15 protein-coding genes are annotated in these 19489 nt (G+C 56.0%); 6 read left to right on the top strand and 9 right to left on the bottom strand.

Going from position 1 to position 19489, the window contains the following annotated elements:
- Nucleotides 1-76 precede the first annotated feature (76 nt).
- Nucleotides 77-805 carry a pyridoxine 5'-phosphate synthase gene (locus AC2IBB_RS02455; protein WP_486331326.1) on the top strand — a complete coding sequence of 243 codons (729 nt, stop codon included), beginning with the start codon at nucleotides 77-79 and terminating at the stop codon, nucleotides 803-805.
- Nucleotides 806-824: 19 nt separating this feature from the next.
- The gene (locus AC2IBB_RS02450; protein ID WP_486331325.1) at nucleotides 825-1379 is read left to right on the top strand and encodes an RNA 2'-phosphotransferase; all 555 of its coding nucleotides are present in this window, start codon (nucleotides 825-827) and stop codon (nucleotides 1377-1379) included.
- Between the two features lie 2 nt (nucleotides 1380-1381).
- Here the strand turns inward: AC2IBB_RS02450 and AC2IBB_RS02445 are convergent, their stop codons facing one another.
- Nucleotides 1382-2122 carry a DUF6901 family protein gene (locus AC2IBB_RS02445; protein ID WP_486331324.1) on the bottom strand — a complete coding sequence of 247 codons (741 nt, stop codon included), beginning with the start codon at nucleotides 2120-2122 and terminating at the stop codon, nucleotides 1382-1384.
- A 136-nt stretch (nucleotides 2123-2258) separates the two neighbouring features.
- On the opposite strand from AC2IBB_RS02445, the gene AC2IBB_RS02440 reads away from it, so the two are divergent.
- Together AC2IBB_RS02440 and AC2IBB_RS02435 are read left to right on the top strand one after the other, a co-directional pair.
- Complete coding sequence (locus AC2IBB_RS02440) at nucleotides 2259-2882, top strand: LysE family translocator (RefSeq protein WP_486331323.1); 624 nt, start codon at nucleotides 2259-2261, stop codon at nucleotides 2880-2882.
- A gap of 39 nt (nucleotides 2883-2921) precedes the next feature.
- On the top strand, nucleotides 2922-3713 hold the full coding sequence (locus tag AC2IBB_RS02435; protein WP_486331322.1) for an SDR family oxidoreductase: 792 nt from the start codon (nucleotides 2922-2924) through the stop codon (nucleotides 3711-3713).
- Between the two features lie 20 nt (nucleotides 3714-3733).
- On the opposite strand, the gene AC2IBB_RS02430 is transcribed toward AC2IBB_RS02435, so the two are convergent.
- The 4 genes from AC2IBB_RS02430 to AC2IBB_RS02415 all read right to left on the bottom strand — a co-directional run bounded on the left by AC2IBB_RS02430 (nucleotide 3734) and on the right by AC2IBB_RS02415 (nucleotide 9519).
- Nucleotides 3734-4426, bottom strand: a complete 693-nt coding sequence (locus tag AC2IBB_RS02430) for a DUF2461 domain-containing protein (RefSeq protein WP_486331321.1) — start codon at nucleotides 4424-4426, stop codon at nucleotides 3734-3736.
- 168 nt (nucleotides 4427-4594) lie between these two features.
- Nucleotides 4595-6214 (bottom strand): endonuclease, encoded by a 1620-nt coding sequence (locus AC2IBB_RS02425; protein WP_486331320.1) that lies wholly within the window; start codon nucleotides 6212-6214, stop codon nucleotides 4595-4597.
- A 253-nt stretch (nucleotides 6215-6467) separates the two neighbouring features.
- On the bottom strand, nucleotides 6468-7427 hold the full coding sequence (locus AC2IBB_RS02420; RefSeq protein ID WP_486331319.1) for a fatty acid desaturase family protein: 960 nt from the start codon (nucleotides 7425-7427) through the stop codon (nucleotides 6468-6470).
- A 175-nt stretch (nucleotides 7428-7602) separates the two neighbouring features.
- A complete protein-coding gene (locus tag AC2IBB_RS02415; RefSeq protein WP_486331318.1) occupies nucleotides 7603-9519 on the bottom strand; it encodes a PhoX family protein in 1917 nt (638 codons plus the stop codon).
- Nucleotides 9520-9699: 180 nt separating this feature from the next.
- Between AC2IBB_RS02415 and AC2IBB_RS02410 the strand changes: the two genes are divergently transcribed.
- On the top strand, nucleotides 9700-10560 hold the full coding sequence (locus tag AC2IBB_RS02410) for a dienelactone hydrolase family protein (RefSeq protein ID WP_486331317.1): 861 nt from the start codon (nucleotides 9700-9702) through the stop codon (nucleotides 10558-10560).
- Between the two features lie 3 nt (nucleotides 10561-10563).
- Here AC2IBB_RS02410 and AC2IBB_RS02405 read toward each other — a convergent pair whose 3' ends face one another.
- The 3 genes from AC2IBB_RS02405 to AC2IBB_RS02395 all read right to left on the bottom strand — a co-directional run bounded on the left by AC2IBB_RS02405 (nucleotide 10564) and on the right by AC2IBB_RS02395 (nucleotide 15916).
- Nucleotides 10564-13791 (bottom strand): DUF2339 domain-containing protein, encoded by a 3228-nt coding sequence (locus AC2IBB_RS02405; protein ID WP_486331316.1) that lies wholly within the window; start codon nucleotides 13789-13791, stop codon nucleotides 10564-10566.
- Nucleotides 13792-14063: 272 nt separating this feature from the next.
- On the bottom strand, nucleotides 14064-15068 hold the full coding sequence (locus AC2IBB_RS02400; RefSeq protein WP_486331315.1) for a serine/threonine protein kinase: 1005 nt from the start codon (nucleotides 15066-15068) through the stop codon (nucleotides 14064-14066).
- Between the two features lie 92 nt (nucleotides 15069-15160).
- A complete protein-coding gene (locus AC2IBB_RS02395) occupies nucleotides 15161-15916 on the bottom strand; it encodes an Lcl C-terminal domain-containing protein (protein WP_486331314.1) in 756 nt (251 codons plus the stop codon).
- 452 nt (nucleotides 15917-16368) lie between these two features.
- Here AC2IBB_RS02395 and AC2IBB_RS02390 point away from each other — a divergent pair, with 452 nt between their 5' ends.
- Entirely contained in the window at nucleotides 16369-17733 is a 1365-nt protein-coding gene (locus AC2IBB_RS02390; RefSeq protein ID WP_486331313.1) for a substrate-binding domain-containing protein, read from the top strand.
- A gap of 42 nt (nucleotides 17734-17775) precedes the next feature.
- On the opposite strand, the gene AC2IBB_RS02385 is transcribed toward AC2IBB_RS02390, so the two are convergent.
- The gene (locus tag AC2IBB_RS02385; protein WP_486331312.1) at nucleotides 17776-19206 is read right to left on the bottom strand and encodes a serine/threonine-protein kinase; all 1431 of its coding nucleotides are present in this window, start codon (nucleotides 19204-19206) and stop codon (nucleotides 17776-17778) included.
- Between the last annotated feature and the right edge of the window lie 283 nt (nucleotides 19207-19489).

Here is a 19489-nt window from a genome sequence, read left to right as displayed (position 1 = left end):
CCGCTGTGGGTTTGTCCGCAAGGGGGTGCTATGATCTTGCAGCGTTGCGTGACCGTTTAATAAGGACTCTGTAGATATGAAGACCGTTCTGAGTGTAAACCTCAATAAGATCGCCCTGATTCGTAACTCCAGGGGGCGGGATTACCCCAGCGTGAAAGCCTTCGGCCGTCGCGCATTGCAGGCCGGCGCCGGGGGGGTCACCATTCATCCGCGGCCGGATCAGCGTCACGCCCGTTACAGCGACATCGCCGACCTCAGCGAGCTGGTGAAGGAGTTCGGAGAAGCCGAGTTGAACATCGAAGGTTACCCGGAAGAAGAACTGATCGAGCAGGTGCTGCGTTACACGCCTCATCAATTCACACTGGTGCCGGACAAGCCCGACCAGATCACTTCCGATCACGGCTGGGACTTAAACCAGGACGGTGAATTCGTCACCGATATCGTACGCAAAGTACAGGCCGCCGGCGTGCGCGTCAGTCTGTTTATGGACCCCGACGAAGCCCAGATCAAACTGGCCCAGAAAACCGGCGCCAAACGCATCGAACTGTACACCGAAGAATACGCCCACGCTTATGGAACGCCGCAATTCGACGCCATCGCCGCCAAGTACCTGGCCTGCGCGCAATACGCCGTGTCTCTGGGCCTGACCGTGAACGCCGGTCACGACCTTAATCTGGAAAACCTGGCGCCGCTGGTGGCGGAAGGGTCCATCGCGGAAGTGTCCATCGGCCATGCATTGACGGTGGAAGCGCTGGAAATGGGCTTCGACCAGGTTATTCAAAAGTACGTCGACATACTCTCCTAGACTCTAAAGACAGGCGTCCATGGACAAGAAGCTGAAATCGAAAAGCAAATTTCTCAGCCTGGTGCTACGCCATCAACCGGAACTGATTCAGCTTCCTCTGGACGCCAATGGCTGGGCCGATATCGACGTATTACTGGCGGGCGCCGCCCGCCAGGGCGTGACTATCAGCTTAGAAGAGCTGCTGGAAATCGTCGCCGCCAATGATAAACAGCGCTTCGCCCTGTCCGAGGACAAACGACGCATTCGCGCCAGTCAGGGGCATTCCATCGACGTGGATCTACAGTTGACGCCCGTGGCGCCGCCGGATGTGTTGTATCACGGCTCCGCCACGCGATTCGCAGACGCTATCCTGGCGACGGGCTTACAGCCCGGCCAGCGTCGTCATGTGCATCTGAGCGCGGATGTGGAGACGGCCCATAAGGTGGGGAGCCGACACGGCAAACCCGTGATTTTTCGCATCGACGCCAGAGCATTGTCTCAGGCGGGGCATGCGTTCTACCTCTCCGCCAATCAAGTCTGGCTCACCGACACCGTGCCGCCGCAGTATCTGAACCTGCTCAGCGCCTCGCAGTAAAACTAATCCAGCTCTTTACCCGCCTGCTCCAGCACTCTGTCGAACAGCTCCGACATATAAGTATCAAACCAGCCGCGTATGTCTTCCAGATTGTCTTCGATGATGATGGGGATCACCGTGCTGAAGAGATCCAGCAGGACGACGGCGTTCACGGAAGAGTCCGCTTCCGACGCCGCGCGCAGGCGCTTGGATATGCATAGATTCAATTGGTGCAGATTGCGATAAATCGTCTTCAGTCCACGCAGAGTCAAATCGACATCCCGACCTTCCGCCGCCCGAAAATACTGCGCCAGCAGATACATGCCGGCGGCGCGAAACACAGTATCCTGCTCCGTCGCCATCGGCAGATGCAAGCGCGCCATAGGCCGGAAAAAGTCCAGATGCGGACAGCCGCTGGTGGACATCAACAAACCAATCAACGCGCTCAAGGCTTTTTGCGCCGAGGTATGCTGACTGATTTTCTTGTCCCCTATCGTCACCTCAAGATCCACCTGCTCGTAAGACATAATGTCCTGGCAACGCTGCACCACCTCCACCAGGCTTAACGCCGCCGGGCAGTGAGGATGGTACATGGAGTCGAGTGGACAATGAGGGCATTTATGACAATCCAGTTGAGTCCACTCCGGAAAGTCTTTTATATTTCGGTCAAGAACTTCTACATTGTTCTCATCGAGCGTAATTTCAAAATTTTCGCTGCGCGACTTATCGAGCTTGAACCGATATCCGATTTTGATGGGTTCCATTTCCGGCCGCCTTTATTTGCCGTCAGACCTTCTCAGTATAGTTGCCCAGTCTGAGGCAGGCGCAAAGATGGAGCGGAAAAAGCGCGGCGGCGACTCATGCGAGACAGCGCATCATAAACAACAAGGAGAATAACCCATGACGGAATACCTGATATTCCTGGCCATTGTCGCCACCGCCATCGCCAGCCCCGGACCGGCGGTATTTCTGGCGGTGAAGAATGGGGCCCAATATGGTCTCAAAGGCGCCAGCGTCAGCATCGCCGGCAATGTCACCGCCGTACTGATTCTGGCGGCGGTCTCCGCACTGGGATTAGGCTCCGCAATTCTGGCTTCAGCCACCTTGTTCACGATCATCAAAGTACTTGGCGGTCTCTATCTGATTTATCTTGGCGTCAAAGCCTGGCGCAGCAAAGAAGCGCTGCCGATTGATGCGGACGGCGCGGTTTCCGCACTGTCCTACGACCGCTGGGAGCTGTATCGGGAAGGTTTTTTGACAGGCGTCAGCAACCCCAAGGCCATCGCCTTCTTCACTGCCTTGTTTCCCCAGTTTATTGATGTATCCAAACCTTTCATTCAGCAGTTTCCGCCCCTGGCGCTTACTTTCGCCGTGTGCTCATTCGGATTCCTGTCTTTTTACGCCGCTCTGTCCACCCGGCTGCGCGCCTATTTAAGCAAAGAAAAAATCATGAGCCGCTTCAACAAGGTCACCGGCGGCGTATTCATCAGTTTCGGCCTGGTGATGGCTGGCTCCAGCCGCTGACGCCAGCCGCTCCTTGTCAATTTAAAGAGGTAACCGACGATGGAATTTGGTTTGCAGAATAAAACCGTCATGGTGGCCGCCGCCAGCTCCGGCCTGGGCTTCGCCATAGCGATGGAGTGCGCGCGTCAGGGCGCCCACTTATCCATTATGAGCCGATCACAGCAAGGCATTGACGCAGCGGCGGAAAAAATCCGCGCCGTCACTGGCGCCAAAGTGTTGGCGATGTCCGTGGACGCCAAAGATGCCTCCGCCATCAGCGCCTGGGCGCAACGCACCGCCGATGAACTGGGAGCCCCACAGGGGTTGGTGGTAAACGCCGGCGGACCTCCCGCGGGCCAATTTGACGACTTTGACGACGACGCCTGGAGCGATGCTTTCGAACTCACCTTAATGAGCAGCGTGCGCATGGTGCGCGCGGTCCTGCCCGCCATGCGCGGACAGGGCAAAGGCAGCATTCTCAGCATCACTTCTTCCTCCGTGAAAGAACCCATCGACATGCTGTTGTTGTCCAACGTCATGCGCTCCGGGGTGACCAGCCTGATGAAGAGCTTGTCGCGCAGCCTCGCGAGCGAAGGCATTCGCGTTAATAACCTGATTCCCGGACGCATCGATACGCCTCGGGTGCAATCCCTGGACGCCACCGCCGCGGCGAAAAAAGGCGTTCCAGTGGAGCAACAGCGCGACGCCTCCGCGTCCAGCATCCCCCTGGGCCGTTATGGCAGCCCGGAGGAATTCGCCAATGCAGCGGTATTTCTGCTGTCCGACGCCGCCAGCTACATCACCGGGACGTCATTAGTGGTGGACGGTGGAACCATGAAAACGCTGTTCTAGCGTTTCTCCCGAAGCGGCGGTTAGAACTGCACGTTCATCGCGCCGCACAAAAACTCCACCAGAGGTCCCGCCGCCGCAAAGCCGGCGGCGACCTGTTTGTGAAAATCCTTCTTCATCGCTGCATCCACAGGGCATTGCGTCATGGCGAAGAAACTCTTGCGCTTGATGTCTTCGATATAGGGCGTATCCGCATCAAAACCTTTCGGCGGCCGGGTTAGTCCATCTCCAGTGACGCCGCCATGCGCCTTTTTCAGTTGCTTATCCGCCAGCACTCTCTCCCAAGCCGCAGGCTTGTCGCGGATACGTTCACGTATACTCAACAGCTCTTTCGGTTCCGGCATCCAGATGCCGCCGCCGAAGAAAATTTCGTCTGTCGCCAAATGCACATAAAAACCGGGGGTATGCACGTTCTTGTATTGTTGATGCCGGAATTGCGCGGCGGCGTGGGTTTTGTAGGGCGTCTTGTCTTTGGAGAAACGAGTGTCCCGGTAGATACGAAAGATCGAGCCGCCGTTCAACCGCGGGTCCGCCACAAAATAGGGAGAGACTTTCATCAACTCCGGCGCCATGGCTTCAATAAAACGCACCAGCGGCTGCTGCACCTCCTGTTTGAAGCGCGCTTTGTTCTCTTCAAACCATTCCTTGTTGTTATTTGCCTGCAACTGCTGAAAAAACTCAAAAAAGTCCGGTGAAAATCCAGAAAATTCCGCCATGGTAACGCCGCCTCCTTCTTTGCGAGTGCTCGCCTGAATTCGAAGTACAAAAGCATAAACCCACGTTTATAACAGGAAAGTTCCCGCTTCGACTATGACGAATAAAGCGAGTGGATAAATCGCCGCGATCTCCACGACCGCGGCGCGCCTTTGCACGATTGGTAAGCGTTACTGGCAGGAAGCAGTGTAGATTTCCTGAGCCCACCCCGGATTATCAATAAACGGATTGCGATTACCCTGGCGTTCATAAATACGCTGGTTGCGGCGTTTCTCCCAGGCGTCCACCGGGTCCTGGTTATGCCATTGCAACAGCTGGCATAGCTTGCCCAGTTTGGGGTCGTTGGTTCCGGTGCCGGAATAATTGACGAGCTGCAAATTGGGCGTGCCGCTGTCATCGCCGCCTTCATAGCGCACGTCCATGTAGAAAATCATGCGCGCCACATCGCCTTTCACCGCATTTCTGGGTTCAAAGCTGTCAGCGTCCGTCTTGTTCTCCGGAGCCTCACTGATCGGGCTTCCGCCCAGATCGAAGTCTTTATTGCCGCGATCGCCATTAATGGAAACATCCGCCGGACGCAGGTGGTGGATGTCCGTATGCGCGTATTGGCTACTGCTGCTGAAACCATGACTCTTGGGCCATACATGCTCCCGGTTCCAGGCGTCGCCGGAATTGGACTGGCCGGCATTGTCGTCCTTGTCGATGGAGCGGCCGGAATACAACAACATCACATTCCCACTGTCGTCAGGGTCTTCATCCGTATACTTGAGGGCGTCCCAGACCTGGGAGTAACTCATTGCCGTGTGGTCACGCAGAATTCCATTGAGCGCAGACTTCAGCGCCGCCCCGGTTTTCCCCATCGCGGAAGAGTAATAACCGTCAACGTCGTCGTATCCATCATCGCCTCCGTTGTCGGCGCTGTAGCTCATCCGCAGGCTGAGCCCGCTGTAATCACTGTAACCGCTCACCATGACGTGATAATCCCCCGCGGCTGGGCCTTTAAATTCACAGGTTTCGTTGTTGCCCCCCGCATAGGGGCGACAGTCATAAACGGAGGAGGTCGGCGCCGCGCCGAAACGCACGAATAAGTCCGCATCGCCTTTGCCGCCATACTGCTCGAATTTAAGACTGACCGCGCCGGCGGGAACGCTGCCGACATAAAACGTCTGCGAGCCCGCCGCGCCCGCCAGTCCTGTCTTGGCCACGCCATTGACGAGCGTCGCCGTTGAGGAAGAATCGTCGCCAGGGCCTTGATCAGGTCCGCCGCATCCAGCGTCAAGATCGCCCACGCCCGGGTCGCCCGCTGTGGTGGCGACGACCCAGTCCTGTTGGGTGTCCGTGTCATCGCTGGCGAAGCGCATCAGAGACACATTCTGCGCACTCAAATACCACTGGGAGACCGCCCCTTCCCAGGCCACCATGTCCACTTCCTGAGACCCTTTCATCAGCTTGACGAAGTCCCCGGAATTGCCCAGGCTCAGAGACATCCCGGAAAGCGTCGGATTCATCCCGAACAGGCCCTGGAATCCAGTAGAGTTCTTCGCCACGCTGACGTAGGCGCCGGCGCCAATCACACCGCTCAACGGATAAGCGCCGCCGTTGTCCTGCAAACTGTAGTCCGCCAGATTGACGTTCTGGCAGGACGGATTGAATATCTCCACCCACTCTTGCGACGCATCGTTATCTGGCGCGTCGTACAGCACTTCACTGATCAGCAATTCCCCATGAGAAGACGGGCAGAGCATTTGCCCCATCGCCCCCAGCAGGATCATCCATAGGTTCTTATTCATTTAACTGGCTCCAGGTTAGTAATGCCGGGCGTACAACTGGAATACCCTACGTGGCCGCTATGACAGCTTATGGTTATTTTTATGACGATATTGATAGCCGGTTTTTGGACAGCAAAGAATAGGCCGTACAGGTGAAATGGTAGACGTTATATGGACTAAGACCGCTAAAACAGGGAGCTACAGATGAATTACGCGCATGTAAAATGTGCGCAGAGAGGCGCAAAGACGGGAATGAGAAAAAAGAAAGAGAGAATCAGGCGGAAGCGGCTTTACGGATGATCTCAGGATAACCAACAACCAACGCTTCGGGCTTATCCTGATAAAAGCCGCGCTCGCGCAGCATCTGATGCATACGCGGCAGGTTATAACCGGGAACAGTGGGCAAAGCGTGATGCTCACAGTGATAATTCACATAATGCGGCGCAAACAAGAGACGCTCCCACCAACGCGCCAGCGTGGTGCGCGTGGTGTCGCGCACGTCATCGGAGGACAACGCCGGCATGGCCCCATGCTCGGCGACCTGGCGCACGCGAATAATAAAGGGATACGTAAAGATATAGGCGACCCACCACAGCAGATAGACCTCCCAGTGGCCCAACGCCAGGCAAAGCCCCAAAAAGCCGCCGTGAACCAGCAGCAGATGGCTGAAATTACGCAGCGTGGTGCGACGCACCTCCGCCTTATCCGCCTGACGTGTCTGCACGCCCATGGATACCGCGTTGCCGGGTCTGCCGGTATTCACATACAGCAGCAGCGCCAACGCATTCTTCAGCCCGGACTGCCCGGTGAAGTCACGAAAAATCTTACGTCGCATACTGGTTTTACTGACCGGATAGCTGCGGATATTGCCCACGTCCGGATCTTCGTCCTCGCCAGTCTTAACGTGATGAATAAAGTGATATTTGCGATAGAAAGGCAACGGAACCAGCACCGGAACGCCAGCCAGCCAATGGCCCAACTGATCATTCAGCCACTGGCTGCGAAACCAGGATCGGTGCGAACAATCATGCAGCAGAATGCCCAGCGCCAATTGCCGGTTGGCGAGCACGACAAGCGCCAGAATCAGAGTGAAAACATTAGTATAGAGAGCAAAAAGCGCGCTCACACCGACGATCAGCCCCCAAGTAGTCACGAAGCCCATCATGCCCCGAAAATTGGAGCCCTGTCTTAGTTCTTGTTGTTCTTGTTTGGTGAGATAGCTGTCGAGTTTCATCGCTGTCGTCTAAAGTGTGAACGCAGATTCATACTATTAAGTTCGCCAACGTCAGAGAATGGCGTATTCTTCCAAACCATTGGCGAAAACGCTCAATAAATACTCATCCATAAAAAAACCGGTGTTGTTTCCAACCCCGGTTTTTTCGTTACCCTCAGATTATGCAATCGAAGCGTCAACTACCGATGCGGCCGCCGCCGGACTTATTGATCGCCACCACGGAAGGACGCGGCGGCAGATCGTTGCGGAAGTCAGGCCAACGGGTGGTAGGCTGATCGTAAGTACCTTCTTCCCCGGGGTGTTGCACCGAACAGAAGAAAGACTGATTGTCCGGGGTGAAGAAGGGTCCGCACAGCTCCGCCTGTAAGGGCGTACGCAGGAAGTGTTTGGTCAGCGCACGCGCTTCGCCGGACACCGCACAGGCCCATACGCCGTCAGCGACGCCGTCTTTGTAGGCGCCGTCAGTGGCGATCCAAAGGTTGCCGTGATTGTCGAAAGCGCAGTTGTCCGGGTCGGCGAACCAGCCGTTGGCGGAAATATCCGGGTGATATTTAGCGCCTTCCGTCTGCGGATTGCCGGCGACAATGAACATATCCCACATAAAGCGATCGGCAGTATGGTCGCCATCCGGCGGCGTCATTTCGATGATATGGCCGGACTGGTTCTTGGCGCGCGGATTGGCGGCGTTGGTGTCGTCTTCCTTACGCTTGCTATTGTTAGTCAGCATCACAAACACTGAACCGGTTTGCGGGTTCACCTCCACATCTTCGGGGCGATCCATGCGGGTGGCGCCGAGCAGATCCGCCGCCTTACGCACGTCAATCATGACATCGCCCTGATTACGGAATCCGTTGGCCGCGGTCAGAGGACCCTGGCCGAATACCAGCGGACGCCAGGTCACCAGACCGCCGTCCGTGAATTCCGCCACATATAAAGTTCCTTCCTCCAGCAGGCGCATGTTAGCGGCGCGATTGCCGGGATCGTATTTGTTCTTGCTCACGAACTTGTAGACATACTCGAAGCGTTGATCGTCGCCGGTGTAGGCCACCACTCGATTGTCCTTGTTCACAAAGACATTGCAGCCTTCATGTTTGCAACGGCCCAAAGCGGTGCGCTTTTGCGGCTTGGAGTCAGGATCGAACGGATCGATCTCCACCACCCAGCCCACATGCAGCGGCTCGTTGGGGCTTTTCGCCAGATTCCAGCGATCATAAAAGTTAGCCCAGGCGTACTCATGTTCGCCGGACAAGCCGAATCGCTTATAGTTTTCCGCTTCTTTGGTTGTGCTGGGATCGCCTTTGAAATAATTCTGCACGTTTTCTTCAGCGGTCAATACCGTGCCCCAGGGCGTCACGCCGCCAGCACAGTTGCCGTAGGTGCCCAGGGTTCTCACGCCATCCTGAGAAATTGCGGTGCGCAAACGGTCGCTGCCGGCGGCGGGACCTGTCATACGCATTTCCGTTACCGGAGTAATGCGACGGTTGTATTTTGAGCCTTGAACCACCGCCCACTTGCCGTCGGTTTTCTTGATTTCGATGATGCTGAGGCCATGCGCCATCATGTCGATATCCGCCTGCGCCTTGCTCATCTGGTCAGTCTTCGGCGAACCGGGGAACATTAGCTCAGAGATAGTGTATTCGTGGTTCACAGCCAGCAGGCCGTGATCCGAATTGTCGGAGCCCAACGGCAATGACAGGAAACCAACGAAGTCGTTGTTGTAACCAAACTGTTTGGATTGCGCTAGCGCGCTCTGGTTACGAGGATCAAACGCCGGCGCATCCGCTAACACTTTATCGCCCCAGCGGATCAGGATGTCGTGCTCATAACCGGGCGCCACGTGGAATGTTTCATCCTGGCCGTGAGGCAGCTCCGTGAAAGTCAGCTCACCCTTGTCCGAGCCGGCCATGATGGCGCTGCAACCAGTCAGAGAAACGCCTGAAGCCGCCGCGCCCGCGGCGAAACCGCGCAGTACGCTGCGACGGGAAGTCCGCGCCTGCAGGATGTCAAAGAAGCTCCGGCCCTGCTCAGGACTGGAGGGAATGTCATCAGAGTCTTTTATTTCCCAACCATATTGAGGATGTTGTACAGTCATTTTTTATACCTTAACAGCGTTGATCCGACAGCACTTTTACTGCAAGTAAATGACAGTTTCGTGAACTGCGCGATTACGGCTAAAGATTTTCGTTAGGAAAGCAGTACCCCAGAACAAGCATGCGCCTGCACGGCGACAAGTCGCGGTTCAACAGCTGATCAATAAGAAAAGGAGCTTTCCATGGAACAGAAGTTCATCCGGCTTTACGACGAATACACGCACTCCACCATGAGTCGCAGAACCTTCATGGAGCGCCTGACCAGACTGGCCGGCGGGACCACTGCGGCCATGGCGCTTCTGCCCCTGCTGGAAAACAACTACGCACGAGCGGAAACCATCGCCAAAGACGACGCGCGCAACAGCAGCGAATATGTTGAATACCCAGGCGGCGAAAGCGCCATCCGCGCTTATCTCGCCACACCCAAAGACACAACCGCATCGCTGCGCGGCGTGGTGATTATTCATGAGAATAAAGGTCTGCATCCTCACATTGAAGACGTGGCGAGACGGGCGGCGCTGGCGGGCTTCATCGCCCTTGCTCCGGATGGATTGTCCACTCTCGGAGGCACGCCGGACGATCAGGACAAAGCCCGCGGAATGATTGCGCAGTTGGACGGCGACAAGGCTCGCCGCGACTTTGAAGCGGCGGTCTCCTTCGTCAAAAAGCGCGAGGACTGTAATGGCAAAGTGGGCTGCGTCGGTTTCTGCTGGGGCGGAGCCATGGCTAACCAGTTGGCGGCTCACTCTCAGGATCTCGGCGCCGCTGTGGCCTTTTACGGCAGGCAGGCAAGCGCCGCTGACGCAGCCAGGATCAAAATCCCGCTACAACTCCACTATGCGGGGTTGGATGACCGCATTAATCAGGGCATTCCCGACTACCGTAAAGCCTTGGACGCCGCTGGCGCGCGCTACGAACTGCACATGTACGAAGGCGTCAATCACGCCTTTCACAATGACGCCAACGCCGCCCGCTATGACGCGAAAGCCGCTCAATTAGCCTGGGAGCGCACCATCGCCTTCCTTAAGCAGGCATTGGTCTGACGCTTACTCCGCGCCACGTTCCGCTTCCGACTCAGGCGCTTTCTCAGCGCCTTCCCGAGGCGGGACCGGCGCGAAGTAACCCACCAGCAGCAACACTACGCCAACACTGATAAAGGCCACGATACGGGCCACAGTGCCCGTACCGGAAAGATCGAACAGGAACAGTTTGGCGACTACCGCCACCATCAAGCCGCCGCCGACCATCCACACCGAGCGATGCAACCTGCGCGCGCCGACCAGCATGCACAACATACCCGCAATGCTCCACAGCAGACTCATGCCGCTCTGCACCACAATGGACGACACCATATCATCGAAGCGGTAAGGTATCGCCAGACTGAAATGGAAAGCGCGAAACAGGGCCGCATTGAGCCACAGGAAGCAAAACGCCGCCACTACGCCATAAGCAGCCACTCTCTGTTGCAGCGCATCCAGCGCGCCATGGCGGCGCACTTCCGACCAGAGCACCCACAACGCCAGCAGATTGACCAGATCAAGCGGATTCAACAGCGCCAACCCCTTGTCCGCCGGCGCAACCATATTGCTCCACAGCAGCCACAAGCCAACACTCGCCAGCAAGGCGCGTGGCAGCCATTGCAACAGTTCACGCGGGTAGCGGGCGAAGGGCCAGATGGCGGTCAGCGCGCGCCGCAAAAGCAGCAACGCAAGGGCCGGAATCAATCCCCACACCGCCTGCCCGGTCATGGTTTCGGGGTCAAATGCGCCAGTGATTTCAAAATGAATCTGCCAGGTGACCGCAAACACCAGAGCGAATAACATCACACAGTGAAACAGGCCAATTGGCGCATGGACACGGTCCTGCATCAAACGCAGATATCCGAAATGCGCCGCCCAGGCCACAGGGAACGCCAGCCAACCGACATTGGCGTACAGCGCCTGGTATTCCACCACGTAGACGAACAATACATACAGTATCGCCGGCGCCAGCAGTAACGCCGGATACGCCGCCATCGCCCATTTAAAACGCATGAACGAAAGCGCAAAAACGCCGATAAAAAACGTATAGAACAGCAGAAACGCCGCCGGCTCCAGCGCTGACGAATATTGCTCAATGGCCTCGGACCCGCCCGCCAGCGACCCTAACGCCACCGCCACGCCCAACACCAGCGCATTGACCATTTCCGCCGGCGCAAAATACCGGCTCTGCTCGCCGCGCCAGGCGAATATTCCCGCCCATAACGCATACGCCACCAATACCATGGACGCCAGGAAGTCCGCGTTCAGCCACGCGATAGCCTGTGCGTCTACTTGATAGTGAGTAAAGAGGTAAACCAGGCCAATGACAAAGCTCGCCATCGCCAGCCAGGGCAAATGCGGTGAACGCCATCTTCCCGCAAAAAACTGGCAGGACATCGCTGTCAACACCGTGAACAGACTGCCAGCTATCGGCAGGTGCGTATCAGCGATGTGGCGATGAATCTCAAATAAACCGCCCGCCATCCACCATGCATAAGCCCACAGAGACAGAATAATCGGCGCCCACTGTACTTCCTGACGCAACAGGCGATCCTGGTAACGCGTCGCGATGCGAGCGGCGAGACCGCCTGCGATGGTCACCAGCAGAGTACCAATAAAGTCGGCGTTCAACACAAACCATTGTGGTTCCTGGGATGGCGGCTCAGTGAGATACATCGCGCCGCCAAACAGCATCAATCCCAGTCCGGAAAAACGCGGCAACAGCCGCTGCTGGCGCGCGCCCACCCAAAACAGGGCCACACCCTCTACCGCCCACAGTGCAGACGTAACGCGGCCGTCAAAGGCGAGAGGAATCGCCAGAGTGAGAAACGCCACCGTCAGCGCCAGGTAACATTCGTACAACAGGCGCATCTGAGGCCGCGCGCGCACCAGCAAACTCAGGGTCAGATAGAAAATACCCACGCCTGCGCTGCTCCAGGCCATAGCGTATTGCGTGTCTTTAACCATCAACGATTGCAGGGCGATAAATACCGTAGGCGTACCGAACACCAGAGTTCCATCCACCAGCCCCTTCAAATTGGGGGGCTGACGCAAGGCGAACAGCAGGGCGATCAAGCTATACATCACCGCGAAAGCGATCAGGAAAGGCTCGGTGGAATGGAAAAACATGGGGGTGTAATACTGCGCTCCCCAAATCATGCCAACGCCGAAGGTGAAAACAAATCCCAGCCAGTTCAACGTGCGCCAGGACTTAAACCAGGCGATGGCGGTAACGCCCAGATTGAGAATCAAGTAGTAGGTGAACAGCTCCACATGTGAGCCCTGCCCGGTGGAAGCAAGAATAGGCGCCGCGAAACCGCCAATGACGCTGACCGCCGCCAGCGCCGGCGCATTTTGCAAGACGGCGATCAATACGCCGCAACAAACTACCGCCACCATCAAGGAAAAGCTGGTCAGCGAAGACAGTAAGCCATGCAGGCGGAAAGCGGCGAAGATAGTGATGTACAAAAGGCCAATCGCGCCGCCTTGCATAATGAGGCCATAGCCCTGGTTTTTGCGACGCAAGCGCCAGCCGATGGCGAACATGGCGGCGGCCCCCGCCGCTACCCCCAGATAACGCAGCTCCAGAGGAATAACCACTTTTTGCGACGCGTACTTCAATAGAAACGCCACGCCGAAAAACAGGATAATCACACCCACTCGCACGACAATATTGCCGCCGGTGAAATAGTTGGTCACCCAGGCGACCAGCTTATCCGCCACATTGGGAGCCGCCGGCTCAGCAGGCGTGGGACGTGGGGGGGCAGGTTGAGCAACCTCAACGGGCGACGCCGGCGCAACAACGGGTTCTTCCTGCGCAGATTCAGTTTCAGTCACAGGTGATGGAGTAACGGACGCCTGCTCTATCGCGACGTCTCGCACTGGAGGCTCTAAATCAAGTTGCAGGTCACTGATATCAAGGGAAACGTCTTCCTCTTTTTCTTTGACCTCATCCAACGTCTTCACGTTTTCCGACACAATGGTCGGGACCGCCGTCATAGGCTGCGATGAGGCCGCTGTTTCCATGTTTGAGACAAGAGGGGTATCCACCGTTGGCGGAGGTGCGGCGACAGATTCTGAACGCGCCTTTTCAAATGCGCTGACTTTTTTCTCCAGCTTTTGCACTTTCATCTGCAGGCGATGAAAGCTGGCCGCCAAAGCGCCCAACGCAGCGCCCATCAGCGCACCGCCAAAGGACTGCAAAGCGGCTCCGCCAACCGCGGCGCCGACTATTAGAAGAATAAGTATGTCCATGCTGACCACGCACCTTGAATAGTTTTACGAGCAAAGCTGAAATCGCCTATTTGAACTCACCATCCGCGCGCCGCATCTACGCCGGCAAATAGCGCAAAGCAACGTTTTTTTCTTTTACATCAATTATTAACGGTAGAGCTGATTTCAGCCATCTCTCAACATGTAGGAGCGTTAAAAAAAGCGGAAGCTGAAACTGGGAAGTGTTGGAATCCGCCATGCAAGGTATCGGTTTTCAATACCTGCATGGCGATTCCAATAGGGTGGTTAGGGTTTTAACGCACCTGATAGGAAGGAAGCTGCAATGGCTCTTCATTTAACGCCGCAAGTTGCTCCCGTAATTCCAGTATGTGGTCTCCCCAATAACGCGCGGAGTTGAACCAGGGGAAATTACGGGGAAACGCGGGGTCGCTCCAACGACTGGCCAGCCAAGCGCAGTAGTTCAGCATACGCAAGGTGCGCAGCGCCTCCACCAACCGTAATTCTGAGGGACGAAAATCATAAAACTCATTATAGCCCTCGACGATTTCCACTAGCTGCGCGGTGCGGTTGGGGCGGTCGCCGGACAGCAGCATCCATAGATCCTGTATGGCCGGCGCCATGCGAGTGTCGTCGAAATCCACAAAATGCGCCGCGTCGTCACGCCACAGCATGTTGCCTACGTGGCAATCGCCATGAGTGCGGATATAAACATAATCACCGCCATCGCCGATGATCTCCTCTAACGCCTGCAGCAGATCGCGAGTCAAAGAGTCATAGGAAGTGCGTAATTCACTGGGAACGAACTGCTCTTGCACCAGGGCTACCGCGTCACGGCCGTAGCTTTGCGTGTCGATGCGCGGGCGATGCTGGAAAGGCTTTACCGCTCCCACCGCATGAATACGAGCCAGCAGGCGGCCCAAGGTCAACAGACTGTCGAAGTTATCCAGCTCCGGCGCGTGACCGCCCTTGCGGGGAAACAGCGAAAAGTGAAATTCTCCCGCCTGCGGCAACGTTCCCCCATCATTCAGCCGAAGCGGCGCCACCACAGGCAGTTCCGCCTCCACCAGCTCGTAACAGAACTCATGTTCTTCGAGGATCTGCTCCCGGCTCCAGCGATTAGGCCGGTAGAATTTGGCGATAAGGGGCTCAGCGCCTTCGACGCCAACCTGATAGACGCGGTTCTCGTAGCTGTTGAGAGCGAAAATGCGCCCGTCGCATAAATAGCCCTGACTCTCGACGGCGTCCATGATGAATTCGGGGGTTAAGGCATCGAAAGGATGTGTGTTCGGCGCAGTCATGTTGAGGTCCTGTATCCAAGTGCGCCCAACATAACAGATCTGAACCGGTTCAGCGATAGTGGAGCTTACCCACCAAGCCCCCGGCGGCGGCCTTAGCGCGGGGGCCCGGAAGTCAGCCTGAGATGATGCGCCAGACGCTTTTCCGCAATGTAGGGAAAGCCATTATTGAAGTCCACGGACCATGCCAGGGTCCTGGCTTTTTCCACTTCCGTCGAAGTCCAGTAATTGCCGGAAACAGTGTTGGGAAAGAAGTCCGTATCAATATCCGGATAATAGCGAGTGGGGTGCTCCAGCGTTCGCAGCTCCGCCGCTTCCGGCATACGCCAATCAGCTGTTCCACACAGATGGGTTTCCCTTACTTCCCGCACATACGCCGCGGTATCGCACTCAGAATACAGACACAGACCACGGTTATAGACGCTGCCACCCGGTGGTGATGCGTCCGGCTCTGCTTCCGGGCCCGGCAGATCGCCATCACGCGCCCAGGAATAAGTATGTTCGGCGTCCTGCAGGCCGCCGTCAGTTCGCTTGACCTCCCACAGTAACCTTGTGCTTCGATCAAACACACAGGACCAGTCATTCGCCGCCATTGACAGCTCCGCGCCGCTGGCGTCGATTTTTACAAACCTCGGCGCGTCCTCTTCCTGCTCAGCGATCTGATCCTGCTCTCCCGAGCCGCTTATAATTTTTGGTAGTTGCGGAGACTCCTGTTCCAATGCTCCCCCCTCCTCCTGCAGTGGCCTCTCCGGCGTATTGAATATGTACAATAACGCGGCGATCAAAGCCGCCAGCAGCAGAATCGCGCACAGCACTTCCAGAAATGTGGCCCAAGCAACAGATCGACGCATGGCAGGCTCAACTCACTATTAGAAAGCAGATGATTCGGCCCTGAGGATAGCTTATTAACCAATTTATCAACATGGCAATGAAATTGGCATGTTGATAATCAGGCGCATGGACGCGCCTGCCCGGCCGCTAGCCGTGGGAGACAAAGGTCTGACCTGTGCAGGCCCTGTCGTTGCAGACAAATAGAAGGAAGCTATTCGTCTGCCTGATTATATTCGTCTGCCTGATTAATAGTATGGATGCTCAGGAAAAGAACGCCCCTTATCTATCATATTTTATTCATTTAGCGGGGCTATGCTTTCCCACACATGCGTGGCGAAGCTGAAACAATAGGGCTCCCAATCTGGAACCTTTTGTTACAGTTCTGTCATATTTTTGTCATAAATAATTAATAGCATCTACGCTCCTTTCCAACCTGACACACTGTTCTTTTCAAATGAATGATAAAAAAATTATGCGCGCACGTCGGTTCACTGCTTTTGTCAGCCTGGCGCTAATCTTCGCCAGCCTGCGTGTTTATGCGTTAGACCCCTTCAGTCAGGAAGACGTCCCCACAAAAGGATATTTATTCGAAGTTCATGGCTCCAACACCATTGGCGCCGCGCTGGCGCCAGCTTTGGTAAAACGCTACTTAGAGGAGCGCGGAACGCAAAATGTCACGGTGAAAAGCGCCGGCAAAGAAAATGAAGCCGTCGTCAGCGGAACCGTACAAGGCAAGACCATGGCGGTCAAAGTCGCCGCTCATGGCTCCAGCACCGGCTATAAGACATTGAAGTCCAGAGAAGCGGATGTCTGGGCGTCATCCCGTCCCGTCAAAGACTCTGAAGCACAGGAGCACAAAGCGCGCGCTGACCTGAAAGCGCTGGAATCAGAGCATGTTATCGCCGTTGACGGTCTCGCCATACTCGTGCATCCGCGCAATCCGGTGAAATCCCTCACCACCACTCAGGTAGCGGAGTTGTTTTCCGGCAAAATCAGCAACTGGAAACAGATCGGCGGGCCGGATATGGCGGTCTCCGTTTACGCACGGGATGAGCGTTCCGGAACTTGGGATACCTTCTCCAGTCTGGTGCTGAGCAAAGACTACAAATTGGTGAAGACCGCCAAGCGTTATGAGTCCAATGACCAGTTATCCGATGATGTCAGTAAGGATCGCGGAGCCATAGGCTTCAGCGGTTTCGCTTCCGTTCGTAGTAGCAAAGCTCTGGCGATAGCGGAAGCAGGCAGCCCAGCCATCACCCCGGACCAACTCAGCCTGGCCACGGAAGATTACCCGCTGGCGCGGCGTTTGTTCTTCTACACCAGCGGCCGTCCGGATAAATCCGCCATTGACGAATTTATCCACTTCACTCACTCCGCTACGGGACAAAACATTGTTGCAGAAAGCGGCTTTGTTTCTCAGAACATTGTGGAAGTCGAGCCTACGCTGGATAACAGCGTCCCGGAATCTTTCCGCCAGTTAACCCGTCAATACAATCGGTTGACGGTGAACTTCCGCTTCGCCGCTGGACGCAGCAAGCTCGATAACAAAGCCCACCGCGATCTGGAACGTTTATTGGCGTATTTGCGCGAAAGCGGTCGCTCGTCAACGGATTTGATGCTGATTGGTTTCGCAGACAAAAGCGGAGATGAACTGCGTTCGCAAATGGTGTCTGAGCTACGCGCGACCGCAGTCAATCGGGCGTTGAAAGAGCGCGGTGCAGAGGTGAAAGCCATTACTGGCTATGGTCAGTACATGACTGTCGGCGCCACCGGCGGCGAGCATGGCGCGAGCCGTAATGGGCGGGTAGAAGTCTGGGTGCGCAAAGACGCGAAGTAATCGCCAATCGCCGCTGGGTTCACTCGCGGCGATCCTGTCCTTTTAGATCGATTTACGCGCTTTGGAAATAAACTGGGTGCGTTCCGATTCGTCTGGAATGCTGTTGGCCAAATCCTTGAACAGCGTCTCCATATCCGATGAGCTTTTCACCGATTTACGCACCAGCCGCGACGCTAAAGGGCCAACATGATGCGCCAGCAACTGGGTCAGCTTCTGCAGGGTCTCTCCACTCAGCGTTAGCGGACCAGCGCCGGGCTTGATGGACGTACGCGACCCAATGGTGGTGATGCGCGATGCGCCGCTGCCAGTGGTTTCGCTGGGCATAGAGCGAATGCCGGTGCGATTCAGCGTATTGAGGAAATTTCGACGCTCCGCCTCATTAGGAATATGACGGGAAAGCTTCTCAATCATCTCCTGCAAAGTCGCAGATGACGCGGCGGCGTTACGAATCATATGATGCGCCACCGGCCCAAGGAATGGCGCCAGCGTCTGACTCAGGATCAAAGAGACTTCCGGCGACAACGCAATTTGTGAGCTTGAAGTCGAACTGTATGTAGAAGGTTGATCCGACTGACGCCCGGCGAAAGTGACCTTGCTTTGGATCACCGTGGCGGCGAGATCGTTAAGGTCCGGTACATACACTTGATTAGGCGCCAGCAACGTCTTCAAGGCGATGGCGAATTCCTGCCCGGTTTCATAACGGTCTTTTGGATCTGCGGTCAATGCTTTCGCCAGCAAACCAGCGAAGGCGCGATCCAATTGCACCGGCAGCGTAGGGCTGTCAGCGATGAATTGCAGGATCTCTTTTTCCGTCCAGGGCAGACCGCCCTTTTGCGGACGTTTACCGGCGATTAATTCCAGCAGTACGATGCCAGCGGAAAACAAGTCGCTGCGCCCATCAACACGGTCGCCGCGCAGGGCTTCCGGAGACATGTAACTGGGCGTGCCGATCACGTCGCCGACATTGGTCAGCTCGGAGGTATCCAGTTTTGCGACGCCGAAATCCGTCACTTTCACATGACCGGACTCCAGCAAAAGAATATTGGCGGGTTTAACGTCGCGGTGCACCACCCCTTTCAAGTGGGCGTAATCCAGAGCTTCCAGCACCTGAATAGCCAGATCGCCAATCTGGCGCACGGAGAGCTGCATGCTTTCCCGTAAAAAGGAGCGCAAATCTATGCCGTCGACGAACTCCATCACCATATAGGGCGAGTTTTTAAAGACGCCGAAATCAAAGACGGTAACGATATTGGTGTGCAGACAGCGGGCCGCCGCCTGGGCTTCCTGACGGAAACGGGCTAACAGGCCTCCATCAGTTTGGTCCACCATCAGGTGGGCGTGCAGCATTTTGATAGCGACCGGGCGATCAATATCCGGATCATGACCTTTGTACACCACGCCCATTGCGCCCTGGCCGATGGTGGTCTCAACGCTGTATTTTCCGATTACGTCAAATGGTGGTTTCGTCGACATAGTTCTTACGTACTGAGCAAAGCAAACCGCCACGCCGCTGATGAGCGGGCGCCGACAGCCGTCTTCCGTGTAACATCCGATTTAACCCGACTGCGCACAGAGCAGTGCGGCGTATCCCCAAAAGTCCTTCAGTATAGGTAAGCTTACTCTACGCTTACTCGAACCATACAAACCAATTCGTTGATTTTTGTAAGTTTGAGAAGAGGTCCCGGACTTGACTTACAGTGCGGCCAATATAACGCGAACCTTGATGCTATCGCCATAGCGGCCACTTAAAAGGTTG

It is taken from the genome of Hahella sp. NS-SX17 (genome assembly GCF_057367735.1).
This window is presented reverse-complemented; position numbering and strand designations above follow the sequence as displayed.